Genomic DNA, 23,019 nt, shown 5'->3' on the forward strand with positions numbered 1-23,019 from the left:
TTATTTCCTTCCAATGTAACAGTTTCTGTACCAGAAACATTTCCATAATCATCAATATTTAAAATGCATGATTTAGAAATAATTGGTGGATTATAGTTAATAGTTGCAGTCCACTTTCCTCTAAAATCAGAAATAGTTTTATTTTCCATATTAAATCCTAGTTAAAAATTTAAAATGTGTGAATTAATTTTGACTGAAATCTTATTTAAATAATCATCCACACTTACTCTCCCCACAATTCAAACAAGTCATACACCCATCCATCAACACCATGGCCTTGGTGGAACACTTGTTACACAATACCGCCTGCTCCGGAAACGCCGAAGCGTCCGATTCGCCGTGCATGGCTTCGAATTCGGCGCGTTTTTCGGCTAGAAACTGTTTTTGGTGGTCGGTCATTTTTTCCGGCTTGATCATGCCGATGTGCTTCATGTGCGACTCGATCGCCGAACCGATTTCCGCCACCAAGGACGGCATGAACACGCCGCCTTTTTTGAAGTAGCCACCGCGCGGGTCGAACACCGCTTTCATTTCCTCCACCAAAAAGGTGGCGTCGCCGCCCTTGCGGAACACGGCCGAGATCACCCGGGTCAAGGCCAGTACCCACTGGAAATGCTCCATGTTTTTGGAGTTGATGAAGATTTCGTAGGGCCGGCGTTCTTCGTGAGCGGTGCCCTGGTTCAGGATCATGTCGTTGATGGTGATGTACAAGGCGTGCTCGGACTGCGGGGTTTTGATTTTGTAAGTCGAGCCCAGCAACACTTCCGGCCGCTCGACGTTTTCATGCATCGACTCCAGCGAGGGTTTTTCCGCTTCCGCTTGTTGCACCGCTTCAGCGCTGTCTTTGCTCAGCACTTTGTAGCCGACGATTTTTTTGTTGATTTTGTGTAGGGTCATGTCGTTTACCTAAAAAGGTTGTCGACTCGCCTGTGTAACGAGCCGTGTATGTTCTTGAAAATTAGGAGGCGTTTGCCCGTTTTACCGAATCGAGGTAGAGCGTATCCGGGCAAATATCCTGCCCGTGCGGCCAGACCACCGTGCCGTCGACCACTGCGACGCGTTTGAAATACTGCCTGTCTCTCAATTCCTTGAATACGCCGAAACCCAACAAGGGTGTGCAGTCGTAAACGCCCTGGCTACCGTCGGTGAACTCCAGCATTAACGAGTAGTCGTCGCTGGCTTGTACCGATTTGACTCTCGGATTCATGGCTTACCTCAACGGTTCGATTTTATAGGGTTGCTCGCCGGTAACAGCCAGTTGCCAGTCGGCAATCAGTTCGTCCTTATGCAACTCGATCCAAGCTTGCAGCAATTTCATTTGGGCTTTGGGTATCTCGCCTTCCAAAACTTCGCCTTCGGGAATCGCGACTACGACTTCGCAGTCGTGGTATTTGGCATGGATATGCGGCAGTTTGTGCTGCTTGTTATCCAGAAAATACATGTAGACGATGATGCCGTAAAACATTGAAATCGCTGGCATGGCAATTCTCCCAAGACGAATCAAAATTTGCCGTAATAGCCTTCCTTCAAGGCATCGAACAAATTGGCCGCGGTATGGGTTTCGCCGTCGTATTCCACTTCCTCGTTACCCTTGAATTCCACCACGTGGCCATCTTCCAGCGTGAATTGGTAGGTGGTGTTTTCCAGATCGGACTCCTTGACCAGCACGCCCTGGAACACTTCCGGGTTGAAGCGGAAAGTGGTGCAGCCTTTCAGACCTTGTTCGTAGGCGTATTCGTAGATCGACTTGAAGTCTTCGTAGGGGTAGTCGGTCGGCACGTTGGCGGTTTTCGAGATCGACGAGTCGATCCAGCGTTGGGCGGCGGCCTGGATGTCGACGTGTTGTTTCGGGCTGATATCGTCGGCAGCGATGAAATAGTCCGGCAGTTTTTGCTTGGGATCGTCGCTGTACGGCATCGCTTCCGGATTGACCAGATGGCGGTAGGCCAGCAACTCGAACGAGAACACGTCGATTTTTTCCTTGGACTTTTTACCCTCGCGGATCACGTTGCGCGAATAGTGGTGGGCGAAGCTGGGTTCGATGCCGTTGCTGGCGTTGTTGGCCAGCGACAACGAGATGGTGCCGGTCGGCGCGATCGAGCTGTGGTGGGTAAAACGGCAGCCGACTTCGGCCAGTTCCGCCACCAGTTCCGGTTCTTCCCGGGCGACTTTCTGCATGTAGCGGCTGTACTTGGCGTGCAAAACGCGGCCCGGCACCTGGTCGCCCAGTTTGTAGCCGTCGGCTTTCATTTCCGGGCGTTTGTGCAGCATTTCACCCGTGACTTCGAACATCTGCTCCATGATCGGCGCCGGGCCTTTTTCCTTGGCCAGTTCCAGGCCGGTGCGCCAGCCTTCCAAAGCCAATTCCTTGGTGACTTGTTCGGTAAAGGCCAGCGAATCGGCATCGCCGTATTTCATGCCCAGCATGGTGATGGTCGAACCCAGGCCCAGATAACCCATGCCGTGGCGGCGTTTGCCGATGATTTCGTCGCGCTGTTTTTCCAGCGGCAGGCCGTTGATTTCGACCACGTTGTCCAGCATGCGGGTGAAGATGCGGATGGTCTTGCGGTAATCGTCCCAATCGAACGACGCCTCCTTGCCGAACGGTTGCTGGACGAAACGGGTCAGATTGATCGAACCGAGCAGGCAGGAGCCGTAAGGCGGCAGCGGCTGCTCGCCGCAGGGGTTGGTGGCGCGAATGTGCTCGCAGAACCAGTTGTTGTTCATCTCGTTGACCTTGTCGATCAGGATGAAACCGGGTTCGGCGTAATCGTAAGTGGAGGACATGATGATGTCCCACAGGCGGCGGGCCGGCATGACCTTGCTGATGCGGCAGGCCACCAGACCGTCTTGGTTGACGACGTAGCCTTTTTTGTTGGGCAAGTCGCGCCAGATCACTTTGCTGGTGTCGGTCAAGTCCAGTTGGTCGGCCTTGGCTTCCCGCTCGGTGATCGGGAACGACAACGGCCATTGGCCGTTGTTTTTCACCGCCTCGACGAATTCGCTGGTAATCAGTAGCGACAGGTTGAACTGGCGCAAGCGGCCGTCTTCGCGCTTGGCGCGGATGAAGTCGACCACGTCTGGGTGGGCCACGTCGAAGGTGGCCATTTGCGCGCCGCGACGGCCGCCGGCGGACGAGACGGTAAAGCACATCTTGTCGTAAATATCCATGAACGACAGCGGGCCGGAGGTGTAGGCGCCGGCGCCGGAGACGTAGGCGTCGCGCGGACGCAAGGTGGAAAACTCGTAGCCGATGCCGCAGCCGGCTTTCAGGGTCAGACCGGCTTCGTGCACTTTGCGCAGAATGTCGTCCATCGAGTCTTCGATGATGCCGGACACGGTGCAATTGATGGTAGACGTGGCCGGCTTATGCTCCAGGGCTCCGGCGTTGGAGGTGATGCGGCCGGCCGGAATCACGCCCTTGCGCAGCGCCCACAGGAATTCCTTGTAATGCGTTTCCCGCAAAGCCTTGGTTTTTTCGACTTCGGACAAGGCTTTGGCCACCCTTTTGTAGGTGTCGTCTATCGTGGCGTCGATGGCAATACCGTCCTTGGTCTTCAAGCGGTACTTGCTGTCCCAGATGTCCAGAGAGGCGCTCTGCAACGGAATTTCGGAATTGTTCTGAGTCACGACTTGAAGTTTTGCGGTCATTTATGGGTCCCTTTATCTGCTGTATGGTACGGTTCGATTGCGGCATCCGTTAACAAAAACGGCTAACATCTTGATGTGCAATTGGTTTGAAGCGGAAGACACTTTAACAGGCCAAATACTGTATATAGTGTTTATGGAGAAATATTAGCACAATATATTGTGTTGTCGAGCGTGATTTTTTCACAAGCGCGTCAAACGGCCGGCTTGTTTTGTCAACTCAAGGAGTTAGCGGCGAGATTTAATTTCCGGCATTCATGCAAGGTCCGTCGGCGGGATTTCCGCTTGTCCGGCCAAGCTTGGCCGGCATTATCATGCTTAAGGGACGGCTAAGATTACAGGGTAAAATTTAACCATGCCGCCCGCCCGGATTCCCCCCGGCCCGGCGGGTTGGCGAACGACTATTTCATTGCGGAGGTAAACATGCATCGAAACCCTAAAACCCTGCTGGCCGGCGGCCTGTTGCTGGGCTTGGCACTATCCCGGACCGGTCTGGCCGGCGCCGACACGCCGCGTGTCGACCACAGGCGGAACAATCAGCAAACACGCATCGAACAGGGCCTGGATTCGGGCGCATTGACCCGTCGCGAAGCCAACCGCCTGGAACATCAACAGAGCCGTATCGAACATCTGGAAACAGCCGTCAAAGCCGACGGGACCGTGAACAACGCGGAGCGCGCCCGCTTGACCCATCAGCAAAACAAGGCCAGCCGCAACATCGCGCGCAAAAACAACAATACCAGGCAGCCGTGAGCGCCGGCGAAGGAATCCGCCCGCAATAATTTCCGCATTCCGTTTCCTCTTACCGCCGAGGCTGTCGTAAACGCCTATCGATCCCTTATCCCTCGGGGAGAGGGCTAGGAGTCGTTATAAAACAATGACTTATTAGTTACCCCCCCCTCACCCCAACCCTCTCCCGCAAGGAGAGAGGGCTTTTTCGACAGTCGCCGGGAGAAGATTCGGATAAGGACTATAAAGAAAGGGAGTTTATTGGGAACGGAATCCTAACCGCCCTTCATCAAACTCAACAAATCGTCCGGCGACATTTTGCCGCTGATGTCGGCACCATCGAGCAAGCTGTCGGCCAAATCGCGTTTGTGGCTGTGCAAGGCGACGATTTTTTCCTCGATGGTATTTTTGGCGATCATCCGGTAAATGGTCACCGGACGCTGCTGTCCCATGCGATGAGCACGGTCAGATGCCTGATCTTCCACGGCCGGATTCCACCAGGGATCCATGTGTATCACGTAATCGGCGGCGGTCAGGTTCAGCCCCACCCCGCCGGCCTTCAGGCTGATCAGAAACAATTCACCCTCGCCGCGCTGGAAGGCATCCACCCGTTTTTGCCTTTCCCTGGCCGGCGTGCCGCCGTCCAGGTATTGATAGGCGATGCCGCGCTGCTCGATGTACTGCTTGATCAACTGTAGATGGTCGACGAACTGACTGAACACCAGCGCCTTGTGCCGGTTGTCCAGCAATTCGTCGACAATTTCGCCGAAGGCCGCCAACTTGCTGCTGGGCAGTTCGAGCTCGGCGTTTACCAGCTTGGTATTACAGCAGCCTCGGCGCAATTTGGTAATGGCGGCCAGAATTTGCAACTGTCTTTGCCCGGGCGGCCCGTCGCTGTTGCTCAAGGCGGCCAGACTGTCCCGCCGCAAGGCTTCGTAAAACACAATTTCTTCCTGACTGAGCTCGACGTAAATCGGAATTTCGGTGCGCGGCGGCAATTCCTGCAACACCTGGGTCTTGGTGCGGCGCAGCATAAAGGGCTGAATCAGGGTTTTCAGTTGCTGCCTGGCCCGCGCGTTACGGTCCCGCTCTATGGGGCCGGCGAAGCGCTGGTTGTATTGCTCCAGGGAACCCAGCAAACCGGGATTGATGAAACGGAACAGGTTCCATAATTCGCCCAGATGGTTTTCCAGCGGCGTGCCGGTCATGATGACTTTAAAATCCGCCTGTAGATTCATCGCGCCTTGCGATCGGCGGGTGGCGACATTCTTGATCCATTGCGCTTCGTCGAGTATCGCGGTCTGGAACGCAATAGCGGCCAACATATCGGCCAACTGCTCCTGCTGCAGCAAACCGTAACTGCAGATCAACAGGTCGAAGGGCCGCAGATTTTCCAGCACGCGTTGGCGGTCGCCGACCCCCAGCACCATGGGATTCAAGGTGGGCGCAAAACGGCGGGCTTCGTTTTCCCAATTGGCACACACCGAAGTCGGCGCCACGATCAAACTGGGGCCGCCCGGCGCCCGCTCGACCAATAAAGCCAAGCCCTGCACGGTTTTACCCAAGCCCATGTCGTCGGCCAGACAGGCGCCGACGCCCCATTGCGCCAATCTGCTCAGCCAGCGATAACCGTCCATCTGGTAATCGCGCAATTCTGCCTGAAAGGTGGACGGCACTTTGGGCTGATAATCCCTGGCCTGTTGCAAGCGCTGAATATGGTTTTGCCAGTGCTTGTCGGCCTTGAAACCGGCGTCGTCCCGCCAGTCTTCCAGCGTCAGGGCCGCCAGCGGATTCAGGCGCACTTTTTTGCCGCTGAGGTCCGCGTATGCCTTCAAGTCTTCCAGGCGGCGGCGGAATTCGTCGGTCAAGGCGATGAACTGGCCGTCTTTCAACTGCAGAAACCGGCCTTGCCTATGGTCCAGCAAGCCCAGCAACTGCTGCATGTCGACCACCGTTTCGTCGTTGATCTTCAGCTCGCCCTGCAGGGCAAACCAGTCGTTGTCGCGCTTGATCCGCATGCTGAAGCCGCTGCCGCCGCTCTGTCCCAGCACCTTGAAACGCACGCCTTCCGGCCACTCCAACAAGGCCTCGCTTTCCGGCAGGGCCTGGGCCTGCAACAAAAACTCCAGGCAGGTCTCCGGGTGATCGAACAACCAGTCGCCCGCCGCATCCCTTTCGGCATCGCGTAAAACCGGGCAGGCCTCGATCACGGCGGCGGCCAGACCTTGTTCCCGTTGCAAATCGCGGCGGGTCTGCAAGGCTTTGCCGTCGATTTCCGCCAATACGCTTTCGCCGCCCTGTCCGGGCTGAAAATAGCCGCCGCCGCTGGCGAACGGCCGTACCAGCAAGGCCACCCGCAGGCCTTCGCCGTGCGGCAAAAGGTGAATGCGCGGCGTGGCGTCGGCATCGACCTGCTCGGCGGTACTGGAACTGCCGCCGATATCCGAGTGTACCGTCAACAGGCCGGAGATGCTGGTCAGCGTCCGCAGCACCTTGTCTTGCGCGGAGGCCGGCACTTCCAGCCCCTTGGCGCCCAACACGCCATAGACTTTGTGATGGTCGGCGCTGAACTCCACCACCCGCAAACGGGTCGGAGTTTCCTTGCTGATATGGAATTTTTGTTCGTAACCGGGCGCCGGTTCCAGGCTTATCTTGATCTTGTCGGTTTGATCCAGCTTTTTGACCCGCAATTCTGCTTCGCCCTTCGCCACCTCGACCCGCACTTCAGCGGCATCCGCCCAAAACAGCAGGGGATGGCCGATCAGCGCTTGCGGCATGCTGCCGTCGAATTGAAAATACGTGCCGCCGCCGTACCAGCCGCTATCGCGATATTCCTTGATATGGGCGCAGAGTTTATGGTCCTGCTCCGACAGATAATCGAACTTGTCCCGTTCGTGCGCCAAACGCTTCAAGGCCACCGCCCTGCCCTTGCTCCAGCCGCCCTTGGCTTGCTGTTTTTGTTCGCGCGGCTCGATATCGACCCGGTGGTCGCGTTCGACGTAAGTCAACAGCCACGCCAAGCGGGTGGGCTTTTCGGCCTGAGCCGAGGTTTCGGGCTTTTTGCCGCCCACCGGCAAATTCAGCAACGCGTCCAATGCCACTTCCCAATCGGCCCGGCTGACAAACAGATCGGCCAAGGCCGAGCGGCCTTGATTGAAAAAGTTCTGGTCCCATTGGCTGGACTTGGCCGGTTCGATATGACTGAATACTTTTGCCAGTTCCGCGGCCAGCCAGCGGAAACCGTTGGCCGCCAAATGGCCGTATAGCTGTTGGTCGACCGCGTCTATCCGGCTGACAAAATCGGCTTTGAGCCAGAATTTGATCAGTAAAAGCATCACGGGTTGCAACAGCGGCGCATGCGAAACCGTTTCTGGATTGCCGCTTTCCCGAAAGCCGCAATTGACCCGATAGGACAACACCATATGCAACAGTTGGTCGCGAACGCGCAAATCACCTTGCTGGAACTGTAAAAACATCGATAAATAGCCGTACAGTCCGCTCCAATAGCCGCCGGCCTTGGCGGCCTGATTCAGCAAGGTCGGCAGCTTGGCGCGCAGTTTGCCGTCGTTGCCTTTCAGTATCGCCAAGGGATAAAACAGGCCGGCCAAGCCGTAAAAATAGTCGTTGCGCTGACCGCTCAGCTTTCTGGACGACGACAGGGCTTTCTCATATAGCGCAGCCGCGTCGGCATAATCGCCGCGCAAAAACGCCAGCATGGCGGCAATTGCCCGCACTTCCGGCTCATCGGTGCCCTTCGTCAGTTCGGCCACTTCTTCCCACTCGCCACGCAGTAATTTCAGTTCCAGATACATGCGGAGGAAAACAGGCTGATTTTTACCGCCCATGTCGACCAGTTGTTGCTGAAAAAACGCCTCCAGCGAGGGATATCGGTATAAATAAATCAACTGGTGCAGACAGGCGTATTCGGCCATTTCCGGCAATACCGGCGAATGGTGTTGTTGAAACCAAGCCACGTCCAGCGGATTTAAAAACCAGGACAGGTACAAATCGATATCGCTGGGCAGATTGCCCGGATAGCGCCGGCCAATCTGCAGGCAGCCTTGCATCTGTTGATAATCGCCGCGATGAAAATGAATGCGGGCTTCGCGTATGCAGTCCTCCGCGCTGTTGTAGCGGTAATAACCCCGGCTGGGCGGGTTAAGGGCGAACACCTCGAGCGCGTATTTTTCGAACTCATTTGCGGCGACCAATTGCCGGGTAATGCTCTCCGCCAGTCCGCGGGCGCAACGGGTGCCGCCGGGGCGGGCGTTTTCCTCCAGCAAGCCTTCGGCGATCAAGGGCCGCAAACGAGCCTTGACCGTTTCCGATTTCAATACCCTGCTGCCCTCCTTGATGCCCAAGCCGGCCAGACATTTGGCGATATTGGTCAAAGAGCAATAACCGTAATAAACCGCCAATAGATTGACCAGCGTTTTCAAATCGGCCGGTAAATTACGGTAGGTTTGCAACAGTTTGGCGGGATTGTTTGAATGCATGCTTTGGCGGATGGTAACTAAAACAGTGTAGGGTGGATAAGCCAGCCCAGGTTTGTTTTACGCAGTTTTGACTGAATAACTACAACAAATCAATAAAAAAGCCCGCTATCGCGGGCTTTTGACTAGGCCGGGCCGGCTTAGAGCTTGGCCAGCACCTTGGCGACGGTTTCGCCCATCGCCGCCGGCGTCGGCGCGATGGTGACGCCCAGTTCCTTCAGCATTTCGACTTTCTCCGCCGCCGATTCGCCGGACGAAGAAATAATCGCCCCGGCGTGGCCCATGCGGCGGCCTTTCGGCGCGGTCAGGCCGGCAATGTAAGCCACCACCGGCTTGCTCATGTGTTGCTTGGCGAACATGCCGGCTTCCACTTCCTGCGGGCCGCCGATTTCGCCTATCATCATCACCACCTTGGTTTCCGGATCCTGCTCGAATTTTTCCAGAATGTCGCGGTGCGAGCTGCCGTTGATCGGGTCGCCGCCGATACCGACCGAGGTCGACACCCCTATGCCCAGGCGTTTCATCTGGTCGGCGGCTTCGTAGCCCAGTGTGCCGGAACGGCCGACGATGCCGACGTTGCCCGGCATGTAAATGTGGCCCGGCATGATGCCCAACATCGATTTACCCGGACTGATGGTGCCGGCGCAGTTGGGGCCGGTCAGCACCATGCGTTTATCCTTGGGGAATTTGCTCAGGAAGATTTTCACCTTCATCATGTCCTGGGTCGGAATACCGTCGGTAATGGACACACAGTATTTGATGCCGGCTTCGGCCGCTTCCATGATGGAATCAGCCGCATAGGCGGGCGGCACGAAGACGATGCTGGCCTCGGCGCCAGCCTGTTCCACCGCTTCCTTGACGGTGTTGAACACCGGCCGCTCCAAATGGGTTTGGCCGCCCTTGCCGGGCGTAATGCCGCCGACCACGTTGGAGCCGTAATCTATCATTTCCTGGGCGTGAAAGGTGCCGATCTTGCCGGTGAAACCTTGCACGATGATGCGAGTGTCTTTATCGATAAAAATTGCCATGTCGTTTCCTTAACCTTGCGCCTGAGCGACCACTTCGTTACGTGCCTGCACCGCTTTCTCGGCCGCTTCCGCCAGCGTGTCCGCCGTGATGATGGGCAAACCGCTGTCTTCGATGATCTTGCGGCCTTCCTCGACATTGGTACCGGACAAACGCACGATCAAGGGTACTTTCATGTCGATTTTTTGCACGGCCTGCACCACGCCTTCGGCGATCCAGTCGCAGCGGTTGATGCCGGCGAAAATATTCACCAGCATGGCCTTGACGTTTTTGTCCGCCAATACCATGCGGAAAGCTTTTTCGGTACGCTCGGCCGAAGCGCCGCCGCCGACGTCCAAAAAGTTGGCCGGCTCGCCGCCCGCCAATTTGATCATGTCCATGGTCGCCATCGCCAAGCCGGCGCCGTTGATCATGCAGCCGATGTCGCCGTCAAGGCCGACATAGCTCAAGCCGCGGTCGGCCGCCGCCATTTCGCGCGGGTCTTCCTGAGTCTTGTCGCGTAGTTCGGAGATTTTTTGCCGACGGAACAGCGCGTTGTCGTCGAAACCCATTTTGGCGTCCAGCGCGATCAGTTCGTCGTGGCCGGTGATGACCAGCGGGTTGATCTCGACCATATTGGCGTCCAAATCCCGCATGGCCCGGTAGCAGCCTTGAATCAGCTTAACAGCTTGCGGTACCAGGTCGGCGTTCAATCCCAGGGCAAAAGCCATTTCGCGGGCTTGAAAATCCTGTAGCCCTACTGCTGGTTCGATGTAGATTTTTTTGATGGCTTCCGGATTGTTTTCCGCCAGTTCCTCGATCTCCATGCCGCCCTGGGCCGAACCAACCATGACGATGCGTTCCTGGGCGCGGTCTATCAACAGGCTGAAATACAATTCCTTGGCGATATCGGTGCCGGCTTCCACGTATAACCGCAGGCATTGCTTGCCGGCCGGGCCGGTTTGATGGGTAACCAGACGCTTGCCCAGCAAGGCCTCGGCGGCTTCGCTGATTTCGTCGTGGGTTTTGCACACCTTGATGCCGCCGGCCTTGCCGCGGGCGCCGGAATGAATCTGGGCCTTGACCACCCAAACGTGGCCGCCGATTTCGCGCGAACGCTGCACGGCATCTTCCGGACTATAGGCCAGTCCGCCGGCGGCGATTTTTACCCCGTATTCGGACAGCAACTGTTTTGCTTGGTACTCATGAATGTCCATGAATCTCTCTCGTGATATTAAAAAATGTAGGTCGGATTAGCGCAGCGTAATCCGACACGAAGGCTTTCAATCCCGGGTTACGCTACGCTTTTATGCCCGTAGGGTGAACTCAGGCTACGTTTTGTTTATTTACTTTTCGCGGCAATCGCTTCGGCGGCGCGAACGATATTGTTCGCCATGCGCTCGGAGGCGGCGTCTATCAGGCGGCCGTCCAGCGCGGCGGCACCCTTGCCTTGCGCCGCCGCTTCCCGCAGGGCTTCCAGGATGCGTTTGGCTTTTTCGACTTCGGCGGCCGGAGGGGTGAAGACTTCGTTGGCCAGGGCGATTTGCGACGGATGAATCGCCCACTTGCCTTCGCAACCCAAGGCGGCGGCGCGGCGGGCACCGGCTTTGTAACCTTCCGGGTCCTTAATGTCACCGAATGGGCCGTCGATGGGACGCAAACCGTAAGCGCGGCAGGCCACGGTCATCCGGCTGATGGCCGCGTGCCATTGGTCGCCCGGATAGTCTGGATTCAAACCGCCGATGTTGACGGTGCGGGCGCGGTTGCTGGCGGCATAATCCGCCACGCCGAAATGCAGGGCTTCCACCCGGCCGCCGATGGCGCCTTGTTTGGCGATGTCTTCCACATTGGCCATGCCCAGGGCGGTTTCAATCAGGCATTCGATGCCGATTTTGTTTTTCAGGCCTTCCTGCATTTCCAGTTGGGACAGCATCGCATCCACCATATAAACGTCGCCGTAAACGCCGACCTTGGGAATCAAAACCGTGTCGATTTTGGCGCCGGCCTGCTCCACCAGATCCACCACGTCGCGCACCATGTATTGGGTATCCAGGCCGTTGATGCGCACCGACAGCGTGATGCCGTGACCCTGCCAGTCCAGGTCGTTGATGGCCTGAATGACGTTTTTGCGCGCTTGTAGTTTATCGTCCGGCGCCACTGCGTCTTCCAGATCGAGGAACACGAAATCCACACCGCTTTTTAGGGCTTTTTCGAACATTTCCGGGCTGGAACCGGGTACCGCCAATTCGCAGCGTTGGACGCGTTGGGCATTGGCTTCGTATAGTGTGTGGCTCATGTATGGTTTCCTACTGGGTTGATATCGACTGGAACAATTTCCAGCCCAGGCTATAAACAAATAGTCGGCCATTTTACTTTCCGACCGGTTAATGTCAATTGCCCCGGCCTCGCGCATTGACCGGATTTCGACCGCCGGCATCGGCAAACGACTTGCCGAAAGCCGCCAAATATGACACCATCCGGCGATTTCACGCTTCAATCAAATCCCAAAGGAGACACCAGATGGCGGGTCGCAATCACCTTTTTGTTCCAGGTCCTACCAACACCCCACATGAAATTCTCAGCGCGATGCACGTACCGATGGAAGATCACCGCTCGCCGATCTTCCCCAAGCTGTTGTCGCCGATTCTGGAAGATCTGAAAAAAGTGTTCCGCACCGAAAGCGGCCAGTGCTTCGTGTTCCCGGCCACCGGCACCGCCGGCTGGGAAGTGGCGATGACCAACTGCCTGAACCAGGGCGACAAGGTGTTGATTTACCGCTTCGGCCAATTCGGCCATTTGTGGGCGGAAGCCGCCAAAAAACTGGGTTTCGACGTGGAAATCCATCAGGTCGAATGGGGCAAGGGCATTCCTCTCGATCACCTGGAAGCTCGCCTGAAGGAAGACAAAAATCACGAAATCAAAGCCGTATTGGCCACCCATAACGAAACCTCGACCGGCGTCACCAGCGACATTCCCGGCGTGCGCAAGGCCCTGGACTCGTCCGGCCACCCTGCCCTGCTGTTCTCGGACGGCGTCAGCGCCATTGGCAGTATCGATTTCCGCCAGGACGAATGGGGCGTGGACGCATCTATCGCCGGTTCGCAAAAAGGCTTTATGTTGCCGGCCGGTCTGGCGATTTTGGGTTTCAGCCAAAAAGCCCTGGCCGCCATCGACAACAGCAACTTCCCGCGTTCGTTCTTTTCCTTGAAAGACATGGCGGCATCGAATAAAGACGGCTACACCCCCTACACCCCATCAACTCCAATGCTGTACGGCCTGCGCAAGGCGCTGGATTTGCTGCTGGAAGAAGGCATGGAAAACGTTTACGCCCGTCACTATCGCCTGGGCGAAGGCGTGCGCCGCGCCGTGGCGGCCTGGGGCTTACAAACGTGTGCCCAGGAAGGCTGGGCTTCCGACACCGTGACTGCGATTTTGGTACCTTCCGACAAAGACGCCCGCCATGTCATCGGCACTGCTTACAACAAATACAACATCTCGCTGGGCGCCGGCTTGAGCGAAGTGGCCGGCAAGGTTTTCCGCATCGGCCACGTCGGCGACATGAACGACGTCTCTCTGCTGGGGGCGATTGCCGGCGTGGAAATGGCCATGCTGGATAACGATATCGACATCAAAGCCGGCAGCGGCGTTGCCGCGGCGATTGAATATTACCGCTCGACAGCGAAATAACACCTGTCGTTAGGTTAATAAAAAGGCGCCTAAGGGCGCCTTTTCTCTTGCTAAAACATCAGTTAAACAGAGCCATCGCCTTCTTCAGCGTGGAAGCCACTCCCCACAGCAACGGCAGCGCTACATATAGCCAAAACACAATCAGCGTAAGCACGCCGGTTTTTGATTTTTGTTTCATCTCTTTTTCCTCAATGCCCGTCCGCCGGATAAATGCCATCCAGTTCGTCGAATTCATCGTGTTTCATATGGTGTTTTTCATGCACCGGCCGAATCAACAGATTACAGATAAAACCGAGCGCCAATATGCCGGCCATGATGTACATGGTGGCATTATAGGCGTCCGCCTTGGCCACACCCTGGCCTATCTGATATTCGCGAATATAATTCACCAGCACCGGACCCAACACGCCGGCCGTCGACCAGGCCGTCAACAAACGGCCGTGGATGCCGCCGACATAACGGGTGCCGAAAATATCCGCCAAATAGGCTGGAATGGTGGCGAAACCGCCGCCGTACATGCTCATGATCAGAGCGTAAAGCCCGACAAACATGGCCATATTGCCCTGCATGCCCATGCGCGGTATCAAAGCGTATAAGCCAGCCCCCACCACGAAGAAAATAAAGTAAGTGTTTTTGCGCCCCAGATAATCGGAAGCCGACGACCAAAAAAACCGCCCGCCCATGTTAAACAAACTCAGCAAGCCGACAAATCCGGCCGCCGCCGCCGGCGTCACACTACCCTTGAACATCTCCTGTATCATCACCGAGGCCTGCCCCAACACGCCGATGCCGGCAGTCACGTTCAGACACAACACCAGCCACAACAAATAAAACTGCGGGGTTTTCAGGGCCTGATCGATATGCACATGGTTTTGGCTGATCATTTTGTTTGCCACCGGCGGCGGCGTCCAACCCGGCGGCCGCCAATCGGCCGGCGGTATGCGGATGGTCATGGCGCCTATCAGCATCGAAACGAAATACAGGCAACCCATCAGCAAAAACGCTTCCATGACGCCGACGGACTGGGCCGATTTGAATGCATCCATCAACAGGACAGACAGCGGCGCGCCTATCATGGCCCCGCCGCCGAATCCCATGATGGCCATGCCGGTGGCCATGCCGCGCCGATCGGGAAACCATTTGATCAGGGTCGAAACCGGCGACACATAGCCCAGCCCCAGTCCTATGCCGCCTATCACGCCGTAACCCAGATACACCAGCCAGATTTGATGCAAGTAAACGCCCAGCGCAGCCACCCAGAAGCCGCCTCCGAAACAACAGGCCGCCACGAACATGGTCAGACGCGGACCGACCTTTTCCAGCCATTTACCGCCGAACGCCGCCGACAGCCCCAAAAACACGATGGCCAGACTGAAGATCCAGCCCAGCGTGGTCAGTTTCCAATCCTCGGCGGCTGGCGCCGAAATGCCTATCACCCGGGTCAAGGGGTCGTTAAACACACTAAAGGCATAGGCCTGGCCTATGCATAAATGCACCGACAAGGCGGCCGGCGGCACCAGCCAGCGGTTAAAACCCGGCCCGGCGGTAATGCGCGACTTACAGAAAAAGTCAGACATAAAAACTCCATTAGATTGCATCGTCCTTGCCGTATGAATGGAAGTCGAGTCGTATGAAAAACCCCGGCTATCCGCGACAAAGCCCCGCAAATAGGTTATCAGGGTACGGCATGAAAACAAATTGCGTGATATGCCGCATTAGCATGGCATATCCCTTATTTTTCTTCCGGAATCCCGCTTCAGCCGGCGCGGACACCGCGCCGAAAAGAGCACCCAGGCTTTAAACGCCAACCCGTAGGCAATCACCTACAAACGATAAGCTTTTGTAATCCTTAGCATTCCATGCAGCCTGACAACCTATTCGCCAATGCGGCCGGCCGGCTAAAAGCCTTGTTGGCACACACAATGCATTATTCGGTCAGTTGCCGATAAGCGCGATCCCGCTTGGGGGAGTGGCCCCGCTATCGTCGGCATCTACGTTGCCACACTCGCCGCAAGGCGGGGCCGGAAAGCCACGGATCTGCCGCAGATGGCCGGGTTGCTTTATACAGCCTCAGAATATTCATGAACAGCCTATGTCGCTGCGTCAACAGGGAAACGCGCGGCGACTTAGAACTGAGAATATTCGAGCGGGACAAACTTCAGCGGTCCATTCGCCCCCGTGCGCAGACCAAATCTTAGGAGATACAACGAATGAACTTTAAGCTTAAAACCACTATCCGTAGCGCGGTGATCGGCGCCGTCATCTCACTGGCCAGCAGCGGCGCCCATGCCGCCGGCGCGGTTAATGTTAACTCGATCGGCTGGACGAATGGCGACAACAGCTTGGCCGCCGGCGAAACCATCACTTCCGGCATCTTCAACATGGCGGACTCCGCCGGCGGCCGCGCGGGCTGGACCGGCAACCCCAATCTGAATTATTCCGGCTGGGGGCATGCGGTCAGATGGCTGACCTTTGAAGTCAGCGCCGCCAATCAAACCGTCAGCATTTCCGCCGAGGCATTAAGCGGCAGCCGCGATTTCGGCATGACCGTCTACGCCTCCAACGGCGCATTCGACGGCGGCACCGGCGCGGGTGACGGCACACCGCATAGTTATAACGCGGTCGGCCAACTGGGCGACGACGGTACTACTTGGATGAACGGCGCCAACGGCAACATGTTGCAAACCCTGGCTTATGTAAACGGCGGCGCGGCTTACGGCAGCAGCCAAACCGACTGGGGCGAAACCATCAACAGCGGTGTCAACCAAGTCGGCGATAACACCTATTTCTCCGCCGTATCCGGCAGTTTCGGCACCAGCATTGCCCAATTGGTATTCCAAAATCTGGCTCAGGGTTGGTACACCGTAGCCTTCGGCGGCGCCAACAACGCGCTGACCGGCTTGGCCAGTTCACAACTGACGGTTAAAGCCGTACCGCTGCCGGGCGCGGTTTATCTGTTCGGTTCCGCCCTGGCCGGCTTGCTGGTCGGCGGCCGCCGCAAACTGAAGGCAGCAGCCTAACAGGACAGGCTCCACCACGGAGCCCGCCCGCAATACCCGCTCGCGAATGAGTCGCCATCATGCGCTGAATAAACAACGCATGACAGTTCAAACAAGGAATTTTTAGCGTGTGCCTCTGCCTTTCAAGCGAACGGCAGAGGCATTTTCGTTTTAGCCATTTGCCATCAAACATTCCCGGAGCGCTCATGTCCCTCAATTTCAATCCGGCATCCCTGCTGCTGTCCTTCATTGCGGTTGCCTGCATGTCAAGCCCGGCCCATGCGGACGGTTTCGGCCCGCTGCCGATCAGCCTGAAAAACGCCCCCATTCCGGAAGTACCCGGCCTGCACGATGGGCCAGACCCCATCGTGATCGATAAAAAAGTCGCCATCCAGCTGGGCAAGGCGCTGTTCTGGGATACCAATGTCGGCAGCGACGGCATGGCCTGCGCCAGCTGTCACTTTCATGCCGGCGCCGACGCCCGGGTGAAAAATCAATTGGCCCCCGGCGGCGTATCGGCAAGCGCAACCGCCGCCAGCTTCGAGGCCACCGTCACCGACAGCCTGGGCGGGCCCAATTACACCTTAAAGAAAGCGGATTTCCCGTTTCTACAACGCGGCAACAAGTTCGACACCTCTTCGCCCATCAGCTTTCAAACCGACGACGTGGTGTCCTCATCCGGCACCTTCAGCGGTACGTTCGGCAAAACCCTGCCTAGCGACGGCAACGACGTTTGCGGCCGCAATGCGGACGCGGTGTTTCACGTCGGCCCGCTGGGTACCCGCAAAGTCTCGCCGCGTAACGCGCCCAGCGTGATAAACGCCATCTTCAACCACCGCAACTTCTGGGACGGCCGGGCCAACAACGTCTTTAACGGCAACAATCCCTGGGGCGACCGCGATCCGGAGGCCGGCGTCTGGGTCAGCAGCGGCAAAACCAATGTAAACAAACAACGCCTGCGCCTGATCAATTCGTCGCTGGCCTCGGTAGCAACCGCCCCACCCCTGAACGACAGCGAAATGAGTTGCCGTCAACGCAGCTTCGAGGAACTGGCGCGCAAACTGCTGGACCGTAAACCGCTGGCAAACCAAAAAGTCCATTACAACGACAGCGTTTTCAACGGCTTGACCTTCAGCAGCCCGGGCAATTTGCTGCCGGGCCTGGAAACCAGCTATCGCATGCTGATCATGGAGGCCTTTAACCGTAAATACTGGTCTTACAACAAGCGCGACAAATTCGGCCGCCCCAAGGACCCAAACCAGTTGGCCTATAGCCAGATCGAGGCCAATTTTCCATTGTTTTTCGGCCTGGCCATTCAATTATACGAATCGACCCTGGTCTCGGACGATTCGCCCTTCGACCGCAGCGCCCGCGACGCCAATGGCGTACCGGTCGATCTGTCCGAATCGGAACGGCGCGGCATGGAACAATTCCGCAACGACCACTGCGCCATGTGCCATGTCGGCCCGACATTTACCTCGGCGACCGTGGCGACCAACGCGCTGTTGGTCAAAACCCACCCCGAAGCCTTCGGCAACGCGGTCATCAGTCTGGCAACCTCCAACAACGTGGTCGGACGCCATCTAAGCCTTTCCGGCCGAACCCTGGTCGACACCGGCTTTACCTCCACCGGCGTCACGCCGCTGGACGGCGACATCGGCCTGGGCGGCGTCGACGCCTTCGGCAAACCCCTGTCCTTCAGCCGGCAATACCTGCAATTTTTGGCCGGCAACGATAGCGGCGTCCACGACGCGGAAGTCAGAAACGTCAGACCTTGCGATTTTCAGCAACAACTGGCCACCAATACCACGAAAATCAATCCGATAAACCGCTTTAACGCGCTGGATGGAGTCATGCCGCAAACTCAAGCCACCGACAACTGCATTCAACCCAGCTGGGCCTATCAACCCACGCCGGCCGCGATGCAGACCGAACTGGCCAAGCCGGACAGTCTCAAGGCCATGGCCGTCATGGAAGGCGCCTTCAAAATTCCCGGCTTGAGAAATATCGAATTGACCGGACCCTACATGCATAACGGCGGCATGGCCAGTCTGGAGCAAGTGGTCGAGTTCTATGCCAGGGGCGGCAATTTCGACACCCCGGGCAAGGATTTCGGCTTCGTCGGCGGTTCCGGCGATTTGATCAGTTCGGAGCAAGCACGCGCCGACCTGATCGCATTTCTGAAAACCCTGACCGACGACCGGGTGCGCTACGAAAAAGCCCCCTTCGATCATCCGGAAATCAAAATTCCTCACGGCCACGTCGGCGACAACATGCTGACAACCGACGGCAACCCCTTGTCGAACCAGCTGGCCCGCGACGAATATCTGCTGATCGAGGCGGTCGGAGCGGACGGCACGTTGGAACCGTTGCAACCCTTCGAAAACGCCCTGGAATAAGTCCGGCGCCATCCATCCCCGGCCCGCCGGCGCAACGCGGCGGGCCCATTCCATAAAACTCCCCGCCAACTCCGCGAGCTTGTGTTTGGGGCGGAATCCTGGTCTGATTTAGCCTTTTCCAACAAGACTCCCTAAACAAGGAAGCCAACATGAAATATCGCGTTCTGGTAACCCGGCGCTGGCCGGCGGCGGTGGAAGCCAAGTTACAACGGCAATATGACGTAACGCTAAACCACGACGACCACCCGTTTACCATCGAGGAAATCAAACAGGCCCTGCAGCAATACGACGCGGTTTGCCCCACGGTGTGCGACAGCCTGCCGGCCGAGGTGTTTGACCTGCCGCATATGCGCTGCAAGATTCTCGGCAACTTCGGTGTCGGCTATAACCATATCGACATCGCGGCGGCCAAACAGGCCGGCCTGATCGTCACCAACACTCCCGGCGTGTTGACCGAAAGCACCGCCGATATCGCCATGACCTTGCTGTTGATGTCCGCCCGGCGCGGCGCGGAAGGCGACCGGCTGGTGCGCGCCGGCCGCTGGACGGGCTGGTGCCCCACTCACATGATGAGCAGCGATGTCACCGGCGCCACATTGGGCCTGATCGGCTTCGGCCGGATTGCCCAAGCCATGGCCCGTAAGGCCCACCACGGTTTCGGCATGAAAATTCTGTATGTCAAACCCTCGCCGGCCGATCCGGCGTTGGTCGATGACCTGCAAGCCGTGCGCTGCGATACGGTGGAAGAACTGCTGCCGCTATGCGATTACGTCTCCCTGCACTGCCCCGGCGGCCACGAAACCCGCCATTTGATGAATGCCGCCAGACTGGCCCTGATGAAACCCACCGCGCATTTGATCAATACTGCCCGCGGCGACGTGGTGGACAGCAAAGCCCTGATTGCGGCCTTGCGGGACAAACGCATAGCCGGCGCCGGCCTGGATGTTTACGAAGGCGAACCCAACATCAACCCCGGCTTTCTGGATCTGGACAATGTATCGCTGCTGCCGCATCTGGGCAGCGCGACTATCGCCACACGCACCGCGATGGGCGAAAAGGTGTTGGCCAATTTGGCGGCCTATTTTGCCGGACAGGTTTTGCCGGACAGGGTGGTTTAAGATCGATCGGTTGGCTTGGCGTTTACTCCGAGCGTCATGGCGGAAGCCTTGCATGGCCGCGATTAGCAAGGCCATCATCGCGACTGCGCGTCGCTCCTACAGGACTGTCTTTCAGTCGCCGGGGCGATGCAACGGTTTCATGACTCCAATCGAACCGCCGGGCCGCGCTCGCTGGAAAAGCTGAAGGAATAAACGTTTGCTTGATGGCGGGACTGGTTATTTGTTGTCAAGCATGGCACAGATAGGATGCGGCAAAAATCGGACAAAATCCCTGGCCCGAATTCGTAAAGATCGGAGCCGCCGGCCGCCTTATACGCCGGGAACCAGTCTTATTTCTTTTTGACCGCAGTCTTTTTTGCCGCGTCTTTTTTTGCGGTTTTTTTAACGGCTTTTTGCTTGCCAACCGTGGCTTTTTTGGCTTGCTTGGGCTTGGGGGGCGGGGCGGCTTGTTCTAGCGGGGCGGTTTCTTCGGCCGTCTCCGGTTCTTCCATGTCGAGCGATGGCTCCGGTTGGCTCGGCGATTCGGCATCGTGAAACGGCTTTTCGCAATCCGGCAGGGCTTCGCCTTCCGGCGAGCAAATCACCCGGTATATGATGCGCCTGTCGTTATCGGCCGGCAGCGCCGGCTCGGCGACGACCGGGGCCGATTCGTCGGATATATGACCCAGCACCTCACCGGCTTGGGACGGTATTTGCCAAGCTATCAGACTCAACCACAGCAGGGACCGCTTCACGAGCCACCCGAATGCGCATTTTTTTGCACTTGCTTGGCCTCGTGCCACAGACTATCCAACTCCGCCAGTTCGCACTCCCGCAACTGTCGGCCCGTGGCCTGGATTTGCCTTTCGATGTAATTGAAGCGACGGGTAAATTTCTTGGTGGCTTCTTTCAGGGCGATTTCCGGATTCACTTTCAGGTGGCGGGCCAGATTGACCACCACCAGCAACAAGTCGCCGACTTCTTCCTGCACGTGGGCCTGATCACCGGATTGCCAAGCTTCATGGACTTCCCGCAGCTCTTCCTCGACCTTATCGAATACCGGTTCGGTATCCGGCCAATCGAAGCCGTGGCTGGCGGCGCGATTCTGAATTTTTTCGCAGGCCACCAGGGCCGGCAGACTTTTCGCCACCCCGGACAGCACGCTTTCCGGCTTGTTCTCGGTATTTTTTTGTTGCCTTTCCCGCGCCTTGGCATCTTCCCAGGCTTGCTGGCGTTGTTGGTCGGTTTCGAACTTGACGCCGGCGAATACATGCGGATGCCGGCTAACCAGTTTTTCGGAAATGCCCGCCGCCACCTGTTCGAAATCGAACAAACCGCGCTCTTCGGCAATCCGGGAATGGAACACTACCTGCAGCAGCAAGTCGCCCAATTCGGCCCGCAAGTCCTGGAAGTCGTTGCGTTCTATGGCATCCGCCACTTCGTAGGCTTCTTCTATGGTATAGGGAATCAGGCTATAAAAATCCTGTTTGACATCCCAGGCGCAACCCGTTTCCGGGTCGCGCAAGCGGGCCATCAGTTCCAGCAATCCCCGGGTATTGACCAAACTCAAAATGAGGAACCGAAACTTTCTTGATAACGTTGTTTGAATTCGGCCATGCTGAAAACGTGGTTTTGGGTCCCGTTGTGTTCAATTTTGATGGCGCCCAACAGCGAAGCGATGCGGCCGGTCACATCCCAGTCGTAATCGTTCATCAGGCCGTACAGCAAGCCGGCCCGGTAGGCATCGCCGCAGCCGGTGGGGTCCAGCACCTGCTTGGGCGCGGCCGGCGGGATATCCAGGCATTGGCCCTGGGTATAAATTTTTGATCCCTTGCCGCCCAGGGTGATGATCAAGGCATCGACTTTTTCGGCAATTTGCTCCAGCGTCAAACCGGTGCGCTGCTGCATCAGTTCGGACTCGTAATCGTTAAAGGTGGCGTAATTGGCCAACTCCAGGAATTGCAGCAACTCGTCGCCGTCGAACATCGGCATGCCTTGGCCGGGATCGAAAATAAACGGAATCCCCAGTTCGGCGAATTGCGCCGCGTGCTGTTGCATGCCTTGCTTGCCGTCCGGCGAAACGATACCGATCGTGATTTCCGCCGCGGCGGGCACGTCGTTCAGATGCGAAAAATTCATCGCGCCAGGATGGAAGGCGGTGATTTGGTTGTCGTCTTCGTCGGTGGTGATATAGGCTTGGCCGGTATAATGGTCGTCCAAGGTTTTAATGTAACGGGCACTGATACCGCATTGGCTCAACCATTGCGCATAGGGCTCAAAATCATGCCCCACCGTGGCCATGATCAAGGGCTCTTCTTTCAACAATTGCAGGTTATAGGCGATGTTGCCGGCGCAGCCGCCGTATTCGCGGCGCATCACCGGCACCAGAAACGACACGTTCAGGATGTGCACCTTTTCCGGCAGAATATGGTGTTTGAATTTATCGTGAAACACCATGATGGTGTCATAGGCCATGGACCCGCAAATTAACGCACTCATTGTTTTCCTTTTGTTAACACATTCAGCGGGCGCTAAAGTAACGGATGTTGGGTTGCGGCACAAGGTAAAAGTTGCACTGTGCGGGCTTTACCGTGGCGGATTTATAACAAAATCAAACCCCAGGTAGCGGCGGCCCAGGCCAGCGACAACATCACGGCCGCCGAGCCGATATCCTTGGCGCGGCCGGATAATTCGTGATGCTCGAAGCCGACCCTGTCCACCACGGCTTCGACGGCCGAATTCAGCAGTTCAACCAGCAACACCAACACCACGCTGCCGATCAGCAACACGATTTCGATGGCGCTGTTACCCAACCACAGCGCCAGCGGCGTGCTGACCACGAACAACATGACTTCCTGCCGAAAGGCTTCTTCGTGCCGCCAAGTGGCCTTGAAGCCGGCCACCGAGAAAAAACAGGCATTGATCAGCCGTTTCAAGCCTTTTGCATTTTGATTGGCCATAA

At 57.0% G+C, this 23,019-nt stretch carries 19 protein-coding genes and 1 riboswitch; of the genes, 5 read left to right on the top strand and 14 right to left on the bottom strand.

Annotated elements, in window-relative coordinates; all coding sequences use genetic code 11:
- Positions 1-213 precede the first annotated feature (213 nt).
- The 4 genes from NP590_RS02115 to NP590_RS02130 form a co-directional block, all read right to left on the bottom strand.
- Positions 214-897, bottom strand: a complete 684-nt coding sequence (locus NP590_RS02115; RefSeq protein ID WP_256600515.1) for a TSCPD domain-containing protein — start codon at positions 895-897, stop codon at positions 214-216.
- A gap of 61 nt (positions 898-958) precedes the next feature.
- A complete protein-coding gene (locus NP590_RS02120; RefSeq protein ID WP_256600516.1) occupies positions 959-1,207 on the bottom strand; it encodes a DUF2442 domain-containing protein in 249 nt (82 codons plus the stop codon).
- Between the two features lie 3 nt (positions 1,208-1,210).
- Positions 1,211-1,480, bottom strand: coding sequence for a DUF4160 domain-containing protein (locus NP590_RS02125; protein WP_256600517.1), 270 nt, complete (start codon positions 1,478-1,480; stop codon positions 1,211-1,213).
- Positions 1,481-1,500: 20 nt separating this feature from the next.
- Positions 1,501-3,651, bottom strand: coding sequence for an adenosylcobalamin-dependent ribonucleoside-diphosphate reductase (locus NP590_RS02130; protein ID WP_256600518.1), 2,151 nt, complete (start codon positions 3,649-3,651; stop codon positions 1,501-1,503).
- Positions 3,652-4,071: 420 nt separating this feature from the next.
- Between NP590_RS02130 and NP590_RS02135 the strand changes: the two genes are divergently transcribed.
- On the top strand, positions 4,072-4,401 hold the full coding sequence (locus NP590_RS02135) for a hypothetical protein (protein WP_256600519.1): 330 nt from the start codon (positions 4,072-4,074) through the stop codon (positions 4,399-4,401).
- Positions 4,402-4,652: 251 nt separating this feature from the next.
- Here the strand turns inward: NP590_RS02135 and NP590_RS02140 are convergent, their stop codons facing one another.
- The 4 genes from NP590_RS02140 to NP590_RS02155 all read right to left on the bottom strand — a co-directional run bounded on the left by NP590_RS02140 (position 4,653) and on the right by NP590_RS02155 (position 12,171).
- Positions 4,653-8,873 carry a DEAD/DEAH box helicase gene (locus NP590_RS02140; protein WP_256600520.1) on the bottom strand — a complete coding sequence of 1,407 codons (4,221 nt, stop codon included), beginning with the start codon at positions 8,871-8,873 and terminating at the stop codon, positions 4,653-4,655.
- A 137-nt stretch (positions 8,874-9,010) separates the two neighbouring features.
- The gene (sucD, locus tag NP590_RS02145) at positions 9,011-9,898 is read right to left on the bottom strand and encodes a succinate--CoA ligase subunit alpha (protein ID WP_256600521.1); all 888 of its coding nucleotides are present in this window, start codon (positions 9,896-9,898) and stop codon (positions 9,011-9,013) included.
- Between the two features lie 9 nt (positions 9,899-9,907).
- Positions 9,908-11,092 carry a malate--CoA ligase subunit beta gene (locus NP590_RS02150; protein WP_256600522.1) on the bottom strand — a complete coding sequence of 395 codons (1,185 nt, stop codon included), beginning with the start codon at positions 11,090-11,092 and terminating at the stop codon, positions 9,908-9,910.
- A 125-nt stretch (positions 11,093-11,217) separates the two neighbouring features.
- Entirely contained in the window at positions 11,218-12,171 is a 954-nt protein-coding gene (locus NP590_RS02155) for an HpcH/HpaI aldolase/citrate lyase family protein (protein WP_256600523.1), read from the bottom strand.
- A 224-nt stretch (positions 12,172-12,395) separates the two neighbouring features.
- Here NP590_RS02155 and NP590_RS02160 point away from each other — a divergent pair, with 224 nt between their 5' ends.
- Positions 12,396-13,562, top strand: coding sequence for an aminotransferase class V-fold PLP-dependent enzyme (locus NP590_RS02160; protein ID WP_256600525.1), 1,167 nt, complete (start codon positions 12,396-12,398; stop codon positions 13,560-13,562).
- Between the two features lie 58 nt (positions 13,563-13,620).
- Here NP590_RS02160 and NP590_RS20665 read toward each other — a convergent pair whose 3' ends face one another.
- Together NP590_RS20665 and NP590_RS02165 are read right to left on the bottom strand one after the other, a co-directional pair.
- The gene (locus NP590_RS20665; protein WP_443192663.1) at positions 13,621-13,740 is read right to left on the bottom strand and encodes an MFS transporter small subunit; all 120 of its coding nucleotides are present in this window, start codon (positions 13,738-13,740) and stop codon (positions 13,621-13,623) included.
- Positions 13,741-13,750: 10 nt separating this feature from the next.
- Positions 13,751-15,139 (bottom strand): L-lactate MFS transporter, encoded by a 1,389-nt coding sequence (locus tag NP590_RS02165; RefSeq protein ID WP_256600526.1) that lies wholly within the window; start codon positions 15,137-15,139, stop codon positions 13,751-13,753.
- A gap of 411 nt (positions 15,140-15,550) precedes the next feature.
- Positions 15,551-15,625: riboswitch (cyclic di-GMP riboswitch) on the top strand.
- Positions 15,626-15,772: 147 nt separating this feature from the next.
- Between NP590_RS02165 and NP590_RS02170 the strand changes: the two genes are divergently transcribed.
- The 3 genes from NP590_RS02170 to NP590_RS02180 all read left to right on the top strand — a co-directional run bounded on the left by NP590_RS02170 (position 15,773) and on the right by NP590_RS02180 (position 20,078).
- Positions 15,773-16,582 (top strand): hypothetical protein, encoded by an 810-nt coding sequence (locus NP590_RS02170; protein ID WP_256600527.1) that lies wholly within the window; start codon positions 15,773-15,775, stop codon positions 16,580-16,582.
- A gap of 185 nt (positions 16,583-16,767) precedes the next feature.
- The gene (locus NP590_RS02175; RefSeq protein WP_256600528.1) at positions 16,768-18,960 is read left to right on the top strand and encodes a cytochrome-c peroxidase; all 2,193 of its coding nucleotides are present in this window, start codon (positions 16,768-16,770) and stop codon (positions 18,958-18,960) included.
- 149 nt (positions 18,961-19,109) lie between these two features.
- Positions 19,110-20,078: a 2-hydroxyacid dehydrogenase gene (locus NP590_RS02180; protein WP_256600529.1), complete on the top strand. Its 969-nt coding sequence runs from the start codon at positions 19,110-19,112 to the stop codon at positions 20,076-20,078.
- Positions 20,079-20,407: 329 nt separating this feature from the next.
- Here NP590_RS02180 and NP590_RS02185 read toward each other — a convergent pair whose 3' ends face one another.
- From NP590_RS02185 to NP590_RS02200, 4 genes are all read right to left on the bottom strand, one after another.
- Positions 20,408-20,812, bottom strand: coding sequence for a hypothetical protein (locus tag NP590_RS02185; protein WP_256600530.1), 405 nt, complete (start codon positions 20,810-20,812; stop codon positions 20,408-20,410).
- Positions 20,809-21,627 carry a nucleoside triphosphate pyrophosphohydrolase gene (gene mazG / locus NP590_RS02190; protein ID WP_256600531.1) on the bottom strand — a complete coding sequence of 273 codons (819 nt, stop codon included), beginning with the start codon at positions 21,625-21,627 and terminating at the stop codon, positions 20,809-20,811. The genes NP590_RS02185 and mazG overlap by 4 nt, the downstream gene beginning before the upstream one ends.
- The gene (locus NP590_RS02195) at positions 21,624-22,556 is read right to left on the bottom strand and encodes a carbohydrate kinase family protein (protein WP_256600532.1); all 933 of its coding nucleotides are present in this window, start codon (positions 22,554-22,556) and stop codon (positions 21,624-21,626) included. Before NP590_RS02195 ends, mazG begins: the two co-directional genes overlap by 4 nt.
- A gap of 101 nt (positions 22,557-22,657) precedes the next feature.
- A complete protein-coding gene (locus NP590_RS02200; protein WP_256600533.1) occupies positions 22,658-23,017 on the bottom strand; it encodes a diacylglycerol kinase in 360 nt (119 codons plus the stop codon).
- Positions 23,018-23,019: the final 2 nt, after the last annotated feature.

Source organism: Methylomonas subterranea (assembly GCF_024505185.1).
GTDB lineage: Bacteria > Pseudomonadota > Gammaproteobacteria > Methylococcales > Methylomonadaceae > Methylomonas > Methylomonas subterranea.